Origin of the sequence: Jiangella anatolica (genome assembly GCF_003236295.1) — a bacterium.
Taxonomy (GTDB): Bacteria; Actinomycetota; Actinomycetes; order Jiangellales; family Jiangellaceae; genus Jiangella; species Jiangella anatolica.
On record NZ_POTW01000041.1, the window covers coordinates 39,267 to 52,992 of the forward strand.

At 72.9% G+C, this 13,726-nt stretch carries 13 protein-coding genes; 10 read left to right on the forward strand and 3 right to left on the reverse strand.

Going from position 1 to position 13,726, the window contains the following annotated elements; translation table 11 throughout:
* Together sucB and C1I92_RS17440 are read left to right on the forward strand one after the other, a co-directional pair.
* The gene (gene sucB / locus C1I92_RS17435; RefSeq protein ID WP_111255923.1) at window positions 1-1,821 is read left to right on the forward strand and encodes a 2-oxoglutarate dehydrogenase, E2 component, dihydrolipoamide succinyltransferase; all 1,821 of its coding nucleotides are present in this window, start codon (window positions 1-3) and stop codon (window positions 1,819-1,821) included.
* Window positions 1,822-1,825: 4 nt separating this feature from the next.
* Window positions 1,826-2,716: a TIGR01777 family oxidoreductase gene (locus C1I92_RS17440; protein WP_111255924.1), complete on the forward strand. Its 891-nt coding sequence runs from the start codon at window positions 1,826-1,828 to the stop codon at window positions 2,714-2,716.
* Here C1I92_RS17440 and C1I92_RS17445 read toward each other — a convergent pair.
* A complete protein-coding gene (locus tag C1I92_RS17445; protein ID WP_158564186.1) occupies window positions 2,713-4,545 on the reverse strand; it encodes a serine/threonine protein kinase in 1,833 nt (610 codons plus the stop codon). The two genes, C1I92_RS17440 and C1I92_RS17445, sit on opposite strands and share 4 nt — an antisense overlap.
* A gap of 377 nt (window positions 4,546-4,922) precedes the next feature.
* On the opposite strand from C1I92_RS17445, the gene C1I92_RS17450 reads away from it, so the two are divergent.
* Both C1I92_RS17450 and C1I92_RS17455 read left to right on the forward strand, forming a co-directional pair.
* Window positions 4,923-5,435, forward strand: a complete 513-nt coding sequence (locus C1I92_RS17450; RefSeq protein WP_111255926.1) for a DedA family protein — start codon at window positions 4,923-4,925, stop codon at window positions 5,433-5,435.
* A complete protein-coding gene (locus C1I92_RS17455; RefSeq protein WP_111255927.1) occupies window positions 5,432-6,151 on the forward strand; it encodes a Type 1 glutamine amidotransferase-like domain-containing protein in 720 nt (239 codons plus the stop codon). Before C1I92_RS17450 ends, C1I92_RS17455 begins: the two co-directional genes overlap by 4 nt.
* On the opposite strand, the gene C1I92_RS17460 is transcribed toward C1I92_RS17455, so the two are convergent.
* Window positions 6,148-7,161: an LLM class flavin-dependent oxidoreductase gene (locus tag C1I92_RS17460; RefSeq protein WP_111255928.1), complete on the reverse strand. Its 1,014-nt coding sequence runs from the start codon at window positions 7,159-7,161 to the stop codon at window positions 6,148-6,150. The two genes, C1I92_RS17455 and C1I92_RS17460, sit on opposite strands and share 4 nt — an antisense overlap.
* Here C1I92_RS17460 and lipB point away from each other — a divergent pair.
* Genes lipB through C1I92_RS17480 form a run of 4 tightly spaced genes read left to right on the forward strand, consistent with a single transcriptional unit; the run spans window position 7,152 to window position 10,878 of the window.
* Complete coding sequence (gene lipB, locus C1I92_RS17465; protein ID WP_111255940.1) at window positions 7,152-7,871, forward strand: lipoyl(octanoyl) transferase LipB; 720 nt, start codon at window positions 7,152-7,154, stop codon at window positions 7,869-7,871. The genes C1I92_RS17460 and lipB overlap by 10 nt on opposite strands.
* Window positions 7,872-7,880: 9 nt before the next feature.
* A complete protein-coding gene (gene lipA, locus C1I92_RS17470; protein ID WP_111255929.1) occupies window positions 7,881-8,810 on the forward strand; it encodes a lipoyl synthase in 930 nt (309 codons plus the stop codon).
* A 24-nt stretch (window positions 8,811-8,834) separates the two neighbouring features.
* Window positions 8,835-9,536 (forward strand): DUF4191 domain-containing protein, encoded by a 702-nt coding sequence (locus tag C1I92_RS17475; RefSeq protein ID WP_111255930.1) that lies wholly within the window; start codon window positions 8,835-8,837, stop codon window positions 9,534-9,536.
* Window positions 9,537-9,573: 37 nt separating this feature from the next.
* Window positions 9,574-10,878, forward strand: a complete 1,305-nt coding sequence (locus C1I92_RS17480; protein WP_111255931.1) for a serpin family protein — start codon at window positions 9,574-9,576, stop codon at window positions 10,876-10,878.
* Here the strand turns inward: C1I92_RS17480 and C1I92_RS17485 are convergent.
* A complete protein-coding gene (locus C1I92_RS17485) occupies window positions 10,865-11,269 on the reverse strand; it encodes an RDD family protein (protein ID WP_111255932.1) in 405 nt (134 codons plus the stop codon). The genes C1I92_RS17480 and C1I92_RS17485 overlap by 14 nt on opposite strands.
* Window positions 11,270-11,461: 192 nt before the next feature.
* On the opposite strand from C1I92_RS17485, the gene glnA reads away from it, so the two are divergent.
* Window positions 11,462-12,886 carry a type I glutamate--ammonia ligase gene (glnA, locus tag C1I92_RS17490; RefSeq protein WP_111255933.1) on the forward strand — a complete coding sequence of 475 codons (1,425 nt, stop codon included), beginning with the start codon at window positions 11,462-11,464 and terminating at the stop codon, window positions 12,884-12,886.
* A gap of 204 nt (window positions 12,887-13,090) precedes the next feature.
* The gene (locus tag C1I92_RS17495; protein ID WP_146605182.1) at window positions 13,091-13,618 is read left to right on the forward strand and encodes a hypothetical protein; all 528 of its coding nucleotides are present in this window, start codon (window positions 13,091-13,093) and stop codon (window positions 13,616-13,618) included.
* Window positions 13,619-13,726: the final 108 nt, after the last annotated feature.

A 13,726-nucleotide genomic window follows, 5' to 3' on the forward strand; every position in this document is an offset into this window, starting at 1 on the left:
ATGGCAACCTCCGTCACCTTGCCCGCACTCGGCGAGAGCGTCACCGAGGGCACAGTGACCCGCTGGCTCAAGCAGCCGGGTGACACGGTCGCCGTCGACGAGCCGCTCCTGGAGATCTCCACCGACAAGGTCGACACCGAGATCCCGTCGCCGGTCGCCGGCACGCTGCTGGAGATCAAGGTCGCCGAGGACGAGACCGTCGAGGTCGGCGCCGAGCTGGCGATCGTCGGCGAGGCGGGCGAGTCCGCGGGCGACGGCGGCCAGGCGGCCCCGGCCGAGGAGGCTGCCGCCGACGAGGCTGCGCCGGCCGAGCCGGAGGCTCCGGCCGCGGAAGAGGCTCCGGCCGAGGAGCCGGCGCCCGCCGAGGAGCCCGCGCCGGCCGCCGAGGAGCCGGAGCCGGCGCCCGCGGCCGCGGCCGCGTCGAGCAACGGCGCGAGCGGTGAGAGCACCGAGGTCACGCTGCCCGCGCTGGGCGAGAGCGTCACCGAGGGCACGGTCACCCGCTGGCTCAAGCAGCCGGGTGACACGGTCGCCGTCGACGAGCCGCTGCTGGAGATCTCCACCGACAAGGTCGACACCGAGATCCCGTCGCCGGTCGCCGGCACGCTGCTGGAGATCAAGGTCGCCGAGGACGAGACCGTCGAGGTCGGCGCGGTGCTCGCGCTGGTCGGCGCCGAGGGCGCCGCGCCGGCGCAGCAGCAGGCGCCGGCCCAGGAGGCGCCCGCGCAGGAGGCCCCGGCCGCGACGCCGCCGGCGCCCGCCCCTGACCCCGTCCCGCAGGCGCCGCAGACCGCGGGTCCGCAGGCGACCGCCACCCAGGCCCCGCCGGCGCCCGCTCCGGCCCAGGCTCCGGCCGCCGCGCCGTCGGGCAACGGGACGCCGTACGTCACCCCGCTGGTCCGCAAGCTCGCCGCCGAGCACGGCGTCGACCTGAGCTCCGTCGAGGGCACCGGCATCGGCGGCCGGGTCCGCAAGCAGGACGTCCTCGCCGCCGCCGAGGCCGCGAAGGCCGCCGCCGCGCAGCCGGTCCCGTCGGCCCAGCCCGCTCCGGCCGCCGCCGCGAAGGCCGAGGCGCCCGAGTCGGCCGAGCCATCGCCGCTGCGGGGTACCACCGAGAAGCTGACCCGCATGCGCAAGGTCATCGCCAAGCGCGTGCACGAGTCGCTGCAGGAGACCGCCCAGCTCACCAGCGTCGTCGAGATCGACATCACGACGCTGGCACGCCTCCGCGACCGGGTGAAGGCCGACTTCGCCCAGCGCGAGGGCGTGAAGCTGTCGTTCCTGCCGTTCTTCGCCAAGGCCGCGGTCGAGGCGCTCAAGCAGCACCCGAAGATCAACGCGTCGATCGACGTCGAGAAGGGCGAGGTCACCTACCACGACCGCGAGAACCTCGTCATCGCCGTCGACACCGAGGCCGGGCTGCTGGTGCCGGTGGTCAAGGACGCCGGCGACCTCAACATCGCCGGGCTGGCCCGCAAGATCGCCGAGGTGGCCGAGAAGGCGCGCACCGGCAAGCTGACGCCGGACGAGATCACCGGCGGCACGTTCACGCTGACCAACACCGGCAGCCGGGGCGCGCTGTTCGACACGCCGATCTTCTTCCAGCCGCAGGTCGCGATCCTGGGCACCGGCGCGGTCGTCAAGCGGCCGATGGTCATCGACGACCCGAACCTGGGCGAGACCATCGCCGTGCGGCACATGGTGTACTTCGCGCTCAGCTACGACCACCGGCTGGTGGACGGCGCCGACGCGGCCCGGTTCCTCACCACGGTGAAGAAGCGGCTCGAGGGCGGGCGGTTCGAGGCCGACCTGGGTCTCTGACCCGGTGCTGGTCGCGGTCTCCGGCTCCAGCGGGTTCGTCGGCACAGCGCTGGTCGCCGGGCTGACGGCCGCCGGCCACGACGTCGTGCGGCTGGTCCGGCACCGGCCGGCCGCCGCGAACGAGGCGCAGTGGGACCCCGAGCAGGGCGTGGTCCCGCTCGCCCGCCTCGCCGGCGTCGAGGCCGTCGTGCACCTGGGCGGCGTCAGCGTCGGCGCGCACCGCTGGACCCGCAAGTTCAAGCGGCAGCTGCACCAGAGCCGGATCCGCTCGACGACGGTGCTCGCGTCCGCACTGACCGGGCTAGCCGCCCGGCCGCGCGTGTTCGTCTGCGCGTCGGCGATGGGCTACTACGGCCCCGACCGCGGCCGCGAGCTGCTGGACGAGGAGTCCGGCCCCGGCGACGGCTTCCTCGCCGGGCTGTGCCAGGACTGGGAACAGGCCGCCGCCCCCGCGAAGGCCGCCGACATCGCCGTCTGCCACACCCGCTTCGGCTTCGTGATCGGGCCGGACGGCGGCGCGCTGAAGCCGCTGCTGCCGCTGTTCCGGCTGGGGCTCGGCGGGCACTTCGGCAACGGTGAGCAGTTCTGGAGCGTCATCTCGCTGCACGACACGGTCCGGGCGCTGCGGTTCCTCATCGAGCAGCACGGCAGCGTCGGCCCCTACAACGTCACCTCGCCCGAACCGGTCTCCAACGGCGAGTTCAGCCGGGTGCTGGCCGCGGAGCTGCACCGGCCGCGGCTGCTGCCGGTGCCGGGGTTCGCGCTCCAGCTCGCCGTCGGGCAGGCGTCGGAGGAGCTGCTCGGCAGCCTGCGGATCGTGCCCGCCCGGCTGGCCGAGGCCGGCTTCGAGTTCGACCACCCGGACGCGCGGGCGATCATCCGGGCCGCTCTTTAGCCGAACCGCCAGGAGCTGGTGCCGTCGGGGTTGGCGACGGCGACGAGGTCGGCCTGCCAGGTCTGCTCCTCGGTGCCCTCGATCTCCTGCTCGACCTCGCCGTCGTCGTTGACGAGCGTGTAGTCGGGGATCCGCTGGGTGATCGACACCGTCGCCCGGCCGCCCTCCTGAGACACCAGCTCGGCGTTGACCACCTCGAACGACAGGCCCTCGGTGTGCACACCGGCGTCGGCGTACTCCTGGAGCAGCTCGGCGTCGTCGTCGAGGATGGCGTTGGTCGGCGCGTGCACCTGGCACAGCAGCTCGGCGTCGCCCTCCTCGAACGCCTGGGCGCGCAGCGTGTAGAGCCGCTGCACCTCCTGGGTCCAGTCGGTGACGGTGGGCGGCGGCGCGGTGGGCGCCGGCTGCGGCCCGCCGCACAGGTCGGGCGCGGACTCGGAGTCGCCGGGGCTGGCGCCGCTGCCGGGTCCCGCCGTCGGGGTGTCGTCGCCGAAGATCCGCCAGCCGACGATCGCCACGCCCGCGACCACCAGCAAGGCCACCAGCGCGCTGACGATCCACATGCGGTCCTTGCGACGGGCGCCGCCGGGCTCGTCGTCGCCGGGCGGCGCGCCGCGGCCACGGCGCGACTCCTTGGCCGACGGCGTGCGCGGCGCGGCGGCGAGCACCTCACCCGGCGTGCGGCGCGACCGGCGCTCGTCGGGCAGCACCCCGTCGGGCACCGGCACGTTCACGCCGTCGTCGAGCCCGCGGCCGGGCGGCGGCTCGGCGGGCGACTCCTCGCCGCGGCCACGACGGCCCCGCCGCGGGGTGCGGATCGGGCCGGTCGGTGCCGTCGGGCTCACGCCGGCCCCGCCGGGAACGGTGGCGCCGCCGGCCGCGGGCGCGGCCAGGCCGCCCACGGCGCCGGCCGCGGGTGCCGGCGGCGCGGTCTCGCGCGCGTCGCCTGCCTCGGCGCGACGGCGGGCCCGGCGGCCGGTGGACGTCGAGCGGCGCATGAACGCGGCCACGTCGTCCTCGGCGCCCATGACGGGTGCGTCGACGATCGGGCGCATCGTCCCGGTGGTCGCGTGGTTCTCCTCGAGGACCAGCTCGACGGGCGCCGGGTCGGCCACCGCGAAGAACACGTTGCCGATGCTGCTGACCGGCGGACGCCGGTTCGGCACCGGGTCCAGCGCGCTGGCCAGCAACGCCTGCGTGGCCGGCGGGACGGCGGGCAGCGCCAGCCGGGCCGACGGCAGGTACCCCGTCAGCGCCACGACGGCGGCCGTGACCAGCCCGTACACGTCGGCCGGCGGGCCGGGCGGCGATCCGGCCTGGACCTCCGGCGGCACCGGGCGGGCGCGCTGGCCGACCCGCAGCGGGACGCCGGCCTGGATCAGCCCGGCGCCGGCCACCATGGGCCGGCCGTCGAGGCTGAAGACGATGTCGTCGAGCGTGAGGTCGCCGTGCACGATGCCGCGGCGGTGCAGCTCGGTGAGCCCCTCCGCGACCGGCGCGCACGCGGTGACGACCTCGCCGGCCGGCAGCACGCCGCGGGCGCCGATGATCCCGGCCAGGCTGCCGCCCTCGGCCGCGCCCAGCACCACGACCGGCCCGCCCGGCCCATCGACGACGTCGTAGAACTCGATGACGTGCGGGTGGTCGATGCCGCGCAGCGCCTGCGCCGCCATGCGCAGCCGGTCGCGCACCTGCGGGCCGATCTGGCCGAGAAACCGCAGGGTGACTGACGCACCGGTCGCGTCCTCTCGCGCGAGGTACATGGCCGACGCGTCGGAGCCGAGCCGTCGGGTGATGGTGTAACCCGCGGGAGTCTCGAGACCCTGCATCCGCTTATCGTTGCAAACCTTCCTCCCAGATGCCGCATCGGCCGTGTCACAACTCGCGTCGCACCTCAGGCCGTGGCCCCGGATCCGCGCCATTACACCCAGGCAAACCTTCCTCCCAGATGCCGCATCGGCCGTGTCACAACTCGCGTCGCACCTCAGGCCGTGGCCCCGGATCCGCGCCATTACACCCAGGCAAACCCTCCTCCCAGATGCCGCATCGGCCGTGTCACAACCTTGCGTCACACCTCAGGCCGCGGCCCCGGATCCGCGCCATTACACCCAGGCAAACCTTCCTCCCAGATGCCGCATCGGCCGTGTCACAACCTTGCGTCACACCTCCGGTCGGCCGTGTCACAAGGCTGGTTACGATCAGGGACATGGACGGGGTCACGCCGCTCGCAGCCCCCGACAGCCCGTTCGGCCTGCCGCTCTGGCTGGGCATCGCCGTCATGTTCGGCATCGTCGTCGCCCGAGCTCAGGCGACGTACTGGCTGGGCCGGGCCGCGGGGACGAGCATCGCGCGGTCGCGCTGGGGCGACCGGATCGGCCGCGAGCGGCTGGACCGCGCCGAGCGCTTCGTCGCCCACTACGGCCCGGCCGCCGTCACGCTCTCCTTCCTCACCATCGGCGTGCAGACCGCCGTCAACGCCGTCGCCGGCGCCACCCGCATGCCGTTCGGCCGCTACCTGGCCGCGATGCTCGTCGGATCGGCGCTCTGGGCGGTCATCTGGACCGTCGGCGGGCTGGGCGTGCTGTGGGGCGCTGTGACGGTGGCCTCGGCGGCCCCGCTGGCGGCCGCGGCGGTGGTGGTCATGGCCGTCGCCGCCGGCGTGGCGGTCGTCGGCTACCGTCGGCGTCGCGCCGCGTTCCACGACCAGGAGGCCCGATGACCCGCACGCCGACGATCCTCGCCACCAGCGGCGGGTTCTCCTACGACGCGCGCGGCGTGCTCCGCCCGGCCGGGCTGGCGAAGCTCGCGCTGCGGCTGACCGGCGCGGACCGGCCGAAGCTGTGCTTCGTCCCGACCGCCTCCGGCGACAGCGTGAGCTACGTCCAGCTCATCTACGCGGCGTTCGCGGGCTGGTCGGTCGACGTGTCGCACCTGAGCCTGTTTCCCATGCCGAACGTCGACGACCTGCGCAAGCACGTGCTGGCACAGGACGTGCTGTGGGTCGGCGGCGGCTCGGTCGCCGGTCTGCTGGCGATGTGGCGGCTGCACGGCCTCGACGACGTCATGCGCGAGGCGTGGGACGCCGGCGTCGTCCTTGCCGGCGTGTCGGCCGGATCGATCTGCTGGCACACCGGCGGTCCGACCGACTCGTTCGGCCCGGAGCTGCGCGCCATCTCGAACGGGCTGGGGCTGCTGCCGTACGGCAACGGCGTGCACTACGACTCCGAGGACCAGCGCCGCCCGCTGCTGCACCGGATGGTCGCCGACGGCACGCTGCCCGCCTCGTACGCCACCGACGACGGCGCCGGCCTGCTGTACCGCGGCGCCGAGCCGCCCACCGTCCACGCCGAGCGCGACGGCGCCCAGGGCTATCTCGTCGAGGCGGCCGGCGGCGAGGCCAAGGAGACCGTCCTCGACGCCGAACCCGCTCCCTAAGGCAGCAGCCGCGCCAGCAGCTCGTACGAGCGCAGCCGCTCGGCGTGCGGCGTCACCGTCGTCACGACCATCAGCTCGTCGGCCGCGGTGCGCTCCAGCAGCGCCTCGAGCTCGCGGCGGACGGTGTCCGGGCCGCCGGTGATCTGGCCGCTGAGGAACGGCGCCAGCAGCTCCAGCTCGGCCGGGGCGAACTCGTGCGCCGCGGCCTCCTCCGGCGTCGGCAGCGGGCCCGGCTGCCCACGTCGCAGCCGCAGCATCGACAACTGCATCGGCCCGGCCAGCCACCGCGCGCGCTCGTCGTCGCCGGCCAGCACGACGCTGACCGCGACCATCGCATACGGCGCCGGATGCGCGGCCGACGGCTGGTACCCGTCGCGGTAGAGCTTCAGGGCCGGGACGGTATTGGCCGAGCTGAAGTGGTGGGCGAACGAGAACGGCAGCCCCAGCGCGGCGGCCGCCCGGGCGCTGTAGTCGCTGGACCCGAGCAGCCAGACCGGCACGTCGGCGCCGCGGCCCGGCGTCGCGGTGATCGCGGCGTACGGGTGGTCGTCGGGCCACTCGCCGGACAGGAACGCCCGGACGTGGGCCAGGTGCTGCGGGAACTCCTCGACCAGCCGCGGGTCGCTGCTGCCGCGCAGCGCGTGCGCCGTCAGCCCGTCGGTGCCCGGCGCCCGGCCGATGCCGAGGTCGATCCGGCCCGGGTGCAGCGCCTCGAGCGTGCCGAACTGCTCGGCGACCACGAGCGGCATGTGGTTGGGCAGCATCACCCCGCCGGACCCGACCCGGATCGACGACGTCGCCGCGGCCACCGCCCCGATGAGGATCGGCGGCGACGAGCTGGCGATGCCCGGCATGTTGTGGTGCTCGGCCAGCCAGTAGCGGCGATAGCCCAGGTCGTCGGCGAGCCGGGCCAGCTCCAGCGTGTTCGCCAGCGCCGTCGAGGGCGTCGACCCCGTCACGACGGGGGCCAGGTCGAGTACGGACAGCGGTACGCCGTTGAATGTCGCCACGACAGGTGCCAACCGCGCGGTTGCCGCAGGACTTCCCGGCGGGCGTAGGCTCGACGTTCGTGGGCGAGCTACGGATCATCCGGCATGACGGGTTCGTGCCGTATCAGGAGGCGTGGGACGAGCAGCGGCGGCTGCACGCCGCGCGGGTGGCCGGCGAGATCGAGGACACGGTCGTCCTGCTGGAACACGAGGCGGTCTACACCGCGGGCAAGCGCACCACGCCCGAGGAGCGGCCGCTGCTGGATGCCGGCGCGCCGGTCATCGACGTCGACCGCGGCGGCAAGATCACCTGGCACGGCCCCGGGCAGCTCACCGGCTACCCGATCCTGCAACTGCCGGAGCCGTACGACGTCATCGGCTACGTCCGCCGGGTCGAGCAGCTGATGCTCGACGTCTGCCACGACTTCGGCGTCCCCGCGGTCCGGGTCGACGGCCGCAGCGGCGTGTGGATCCAGCCCGGCGACGGCGGGCAGGACCGCAAGCTGGGCGCCGTCGGGCTGCGCGTCGCCCAGGGCGTCACCATGCACGGCTTCGCCCTGAACTGCGACAACGATCTCGGCTGGTACGACCGCATCATCGCCTGCGGGATCAGCGACGCCGGCACGACGACGCTGTCCGCCGAGCTGGGTCGCCGGGTCACCGTCGCCGAGGCGCTGCCGTATGTCGAACGTCACCTCGACGACCTGCTCGCCCTGCAGCCGCAGACGTAGGGTGGAGGGGTGACTGTCGCGCCGGAGGGACGTCGGCTGCTGCGCCTCGAGGTGCGCAACGCCGAGACGCCGATCGAGAAGAAGCCTTCCTGGATCAAGACGAAGGCGACCATGGGCCCGGAGTACCGCGAGCTGCAGTCGCTGGTGAAACGCGAGGGCCTGCACACGGTGTGCCAGGAGGCGGGCTGTCCCAACATCTTCGAGTGCTGGGAGGATCGCGAGGCGACGTTCCTCATCGGCGGCGACCACTGCACCCGGCGGTGCGACTTCTGCCTCATCGACACCGGCAAGCCCGAGGACCTCGACCGTGACGAGCCGCGCCGGGTCGCCGAGTCCGTCCAGGCGATGGGGCTGCGCTACGCCACCGTCACCGGCGTCACCCGCGACGACCTGCCCGACGAGGGCGCCTGGCTCTACGCGCAGACCATCCGCGAGATCCACAAGTTCAACCCGAACACCGGCGTGGAGATCCTCACGCCGGACTTCTCCGGCAAGGCCGACCTGCTGCAGCAGGTGTTCGACGCCGCGCCGCAGGTGTTCGCGCACAACGTGGAGACCGTGCCGCGCATCTTCAAGCGCATCCGCCCGGCGTTCCGGTACGAGCGTTCCCTCGACGTGATCTCGCTGGCCCGCGCCGCCGGCATGATCACCAAGTCCAACCTCATCCTGGGCATGGGCGAGACCCGCGAGGAGATCTCCCAGGCCCTGGCCGACCTGCACGGCGCCGGCTGCGACCTGATCACGATCACCCAGTACCTGCGCCCGTCGGTGCGCCACCACCCGATCGAGCGGTGGGTCAAGCCCGAGGAGTTCATCGAGCTGCAGGCCGAGGCCGAACAGCTCGGCTTCGCCGGCGTCATGTCCGGCCCGCTGGTGCGCTCGTCCTACCGCGCCGGGCGGCTGTACCGGCAGGCCATGGAGGCCCGCGCGGCGCATTGACGGGGAAGAAGTAACCTTCTCCCCATGGCACGCGACGACGACCAGGGAACGCCCGAGAAGACCGGGCGGATTGCGCAGATCCGGCAGACCTACAAGATGGCCCGCCGGTCCGACCGCTGGGTCGGCTGGATCACGCTCGGCATCATCCTGGGCGTCATCGCCCTGTCGGTCATCGTCGGCATCTTCGTCGGGCCGCTGTGGCTGTGGATCATCGTCGGCCTGCCGATCGCGCTGCTGGCCGCCGCCATCGTGTTCGGGCGGCGGGCCGAGCGGGCCGCGTACTCGCAGATCGAGGGCCAGCCGGGCGCCGCCGCGGCCGCGCTCGGCACGCTGCGCCGTGGCTGGGACACCACCCCGATGGTGGGCGCCAACCGCTACCAGGACGTCGTCCACCGCGCCGTCGGCCGGCCCGGCATCGTGCTGATCGGCGAGGGCGCCGTCGCCGGCCGCGTCGCCCAGTTGCTCGCGAACGAGCGCAAGCGGCACGCCCGCGTCTCGCCCGAGACGCCGATCATCGAGGTCATCGTCGGCCGCGAAGAGGGCCAGGTGTCGCTGCCCCGGCTGACCCGGCACCTCAACAAGCTGCCGAAGAACCTCCGGCCCGGCGAGGTGACGGAGCTGCGCGCGCGGCTGCGCGCGCTGGGCTCGACGCCGATCGGCATCCCGAAAGGTCCGCTGCCGAAGGGCGCCCGGATCCCGCGCGGGACGCAGCTGCCCGGACGCTGAGTCCGAACCGGGTCGCGGCGCCGCGCGTCTCATCAGCATGCGTCGACGATCGCGGACCGGCCTGCCCCTACGAGCGCTGCTCGCGGCCGCTGTCGTCGTCGCGGCCTCGGCGTGCGGCGGCGACGAACTGGACGTAGCCCGTTCGGAGGCTGCCCGCGAGGAGGCGACCGCCGCTGACGCCCAGGCCGCCGGCGGGGTCGTCCGCACCCTGGCCGCGAACCTGTACACACCCCTGGCCGGCGCCGACGACGGCAACCTCGTCTACTCGCCGACGAGCATCGTCGTCGCTCTGGGCATGCTGCGCGCGGGCGCGACCGTGGCGTCGGCCGACCAGCTCGACGCGCTCCTCGGCACGACCGGCCCGGACGAGCTCCACGAGGCGTTGAACTCGCTCGAGCAGGCCCTGGCCGCCCGCTCGGGCCAACGCGAGAACGCCGGCGGCGAGACCGCCGAGGTGGCGCTGTCGTCGGCCAACTCGCTCTGGGCGCAGGACGGCGCGCGGTGGGAGGAGCCGTTCCTGGACACGCTGGCGCGCTACTACGACGCCGGCGTGCGCCAGGTCGACTTCGCCGACCCCGAGGCCGCACGCGGCTCGATCAACGGCTGGGTGGCCGACAACACCGAGGACAAGATCGGCGAGCTGATCCCGCCCGACGCGCTCAGCGACGCCACGAAGCTGGTGCTCGTCAACGCGCTCTATGCGAAGGCGCCGTGGGACACCGCATTCCACGACGCGGGTCAGCGCGACTTCACCACGGCCGGCGGGCAGGTGGTGCAGGCCCCGGCGATGAGGCTGGCGACGACGTTCCCCTACCAGGCCGGCGACGGGTGGCAGTCAGTGACCATCCCGTACGCCGGTCGCGAGCTGGCGATGACGCTGCTGGTGCCCGACGCCGGCGCGTTCGCGGCCGTCGAGGGCCGCCTCGACGGCGAGCTCCTCGGCACGGTGCTCGGCGCCACGCAGACCGCCCAGGTCGATCTCCAGCTGCCGATGTTCGACCTGCGCACCGCGACGACCCTCTCCGAGACCTTGGCCGGCCTCGGAGTTACCGCGCCCTTCGACCCGCTGACCACCGACTTCGCCCCCATGAGCACGGACCCCGATGTCGTTCCGCTGACCGTGAGCGAGATCCGGCACGAGGCCACCATCACCGTCGACGAGGAGGGCACCGAGGCGGCGGCCGCGACCTCCGTCGAGATGGGGCCCGGGTCCGCGCCGGTCGATGGCCCGGTCGAGCTGACCGTCGACCGCCCCTTCGTCTTCGTGCTGCACGACGTCGAGACCGCCACCCCGCTGTTCGTCGGGCGGGTCACCGACCCCACGCTGCTCAGCGCGCGTTGACGACGACGGTGTTCGACGCGAGGTCGTGCAGGCCGCGGCCCTCGCTGGTGAACACCAGCGGCGGGATGATCAGCGCGATCATCAGCGTCCGCACCGCCGCGATGACCGGGCCGAGCCGCCGTCCGCCCAGGTGGGCGACGCGCAGCCCGAGCATCAGCTGGCCCAGGCTGCCGCCGGCCAGCGTCGTCGACGCGACGACCAGCACGTACCAGCAGATCAGCGGCAGCCAGAACACGTCGCTCTGGGCGTCCCAGATGCCGGAGTCGCCGCCGGTGACGATGAACGCGACGAGGTTGCCGGCCAGCCAGTCCAGCAGCAGCGCGAGGAACCGGCGCCCCCAGCCAGCCGCCGAGCCGGGTCCGTGGTCGGGCAGCTGGAGGTCGGAGCTCACCCTGTGAGCCTAGGGGGTGGCCGGAGATCGGCTCCGCCCACCCTCTCACGTCGCACGTAACACTGGTGAAACACTTGGGACACCGCCGGGAAATCCCGGGAATCTAGCGTCCAGGCCACGAGGGTAATACGGTCAACGCCGACCGTTCGTCGGATGCGGAGTGTGCGCCGCTCAGGCGCGAAGGAGATGCGGATGTTCACCAACCCGGACGAACTGCTGAAGTTCGTCAAGGACGAGGGCGTCGAGTTCATCGACGTCCGCTTCTGCGACCTGCCAGGCGTCATGCAGCACTTCAACGTGCCGGCAACGGCGTTCGACGCCGACGCGATCGCCGAGGGCCTGATGTTCGACGGCTCCTCGATCCGCGGCTTCCAGGCGATCCACGAGTCCGACATGAAGCTGATCGCGGACCCCGCGACGGCGTTCGTCGACCCGTTCCGCAAGGCGAAGACCCTCGCGCTGAACTTCTCCATCGTCGACCCGTTCACCGGTGAGCCGTACAGCCGCGACCCGCGCAACATCGCGACCAAGGCCGAGGCGTACCTCGCCTCCTCCGGCATCGCCGACACCGTCTACTTCGGCCCCGAGGCGGAGTTCTACGTCTTCGACGACGTCCGCTTCGAGACCAAGCAGAACGAGGGCTACTACCACATCGACTCGATCGAGGGCGCCTGGAACACCGGCCGCGTCGAGGAGGGTGGCAACCGCGGCTACAAGACGCGGTACAAGGGTGGCTACTTCCCCGTCCCGCCGGTCGACCACTACGCCGACCTGCGCGACACCATGGTCCAGGCGCTGACCGCCGTGGGCATCCCGGTCGAGCGGGCCCACCACGAGGTCGGCACCGCCGGGCAGGCCGAGATCAACTACCGGTTCGACACGCTCAAGCACGCCGGCGACCGGCTGATGCTGTTCAAGTACATCATCAAGAACGTCGCCTGGGAGGCCGGCAAGACGGCCACCTTCATGCCGAAGCCACTGTTCGGCGACAACGGCTCGGGCATGCACTGCCACCAGTCGCTGTGGAAGAACGGCGACCCGCTGTTCTACGACGAGCTCGGCTACGGCGGCCTGTCCGACACCGCCCGCTGGTACATCGGCGGCCTCATCAAGCACGCCGACTCCCTGCTGGCGTGGACGAACCCGACGGTGAACTCGTACCACCGCCTGGTGCCCGGCTTCGAGGCGCCGGTCAACCTGGTCTACTCGCAGCGCAACCGGTCGGCGGCCGTCCGCATCCCCGTCACCGGCACGTCGCCGAAGGCCAAGCGCATCGAGTTCCGCGTCCCGGACCCGTCCAGCAACCCGTACCTGGCCTTCTCCGCCATGCTCATGGCCGGCGTCGACGGCATCCGCAACAAGGTCGAGCCGCCGGAGCCGGTCGACAAGGACCTGTACGAGCTGCCGCCCGAGGAGCACGCCAACATCGCGACGGTCCCGTCGTCCCTCGGCGAGGCCCTCGACGCCCTCGAGACCGACCACGACTACCTGCTCGAAGGCGGTGTCTTCACCGACGACCTGGTCGAGACCTGGATCGACTGGAAGCGCACCAACGAGATCGACCCGATCCGGCTGCGCCCGCACCCGCACGAGTTCGAGCTGTACTTCGACATCTGATCCACAGGGCAACCCCCTGACGGGAGCCGCCGGCCGCCTGCCTCGAGGCGCGGCCGGCGGTTCCATGTTTCCGGGCCGCAGTCCGTACGTCCTTCGGCGGCGTTTGCTGATGCGAACGCCGCGCCGTAGGCTGCGGCCCGGAAACGGGCCCGTCAACGAGCGATACGAGAGGCAAGTGCGTTGTCGCATTCGAGGATCGGCGTCGTGCTGGCTATCGCTTTGGCGGTCGGTCTGTGCGGCTGTTCGGGTGACGACGAGCCCGCCGGTCTCGCGACCACCCCGCCACCGGCCACCACGGCCACGACAGCCACCACCACCCCGCCCAGCGCCGACGAGCAGGACGCCGCGGCGATCCGCGACGTCTACGCCGCCTACTGGGACGCGCTGATCGACTCGGAGAACGGCCCCGACCCCGATCCCGCGTTGTTCGACGGCATCGCCACCGGTGACGTGGTGGAAGCGCAGCTGGCCCGGGTGACGAACATGATCGACGAGCAGCAGCGCCGCATCGGCGAGCCGGAGATCGGCGAGGTGCAGGTCAGCGTCGACGGCGACGACGCCAGCGCCGAGGCCTGCGTCGACCAGCGGCCCTGGGGCGTCGTCGTGCAGGAGCAGACCCAGCCGCCGCTCGAGATCGTGACCGGGCCCATCGGCGTCCGCCTGCAGCGCGAGGGCGACGGATGGCTGATCGTGGCGCGGATACCGGTGGCGGAGGCGACGATCTCGTGCTGACGCTCTAAGCTCGGCGCCGCGCGGCGGCGCGCTCGTGGATGGCGCGCATCCGCTCGTCGAACGGCGGGACCGGGCCGATGACCTCCAGGCCGGGCACGACGTCGGTGA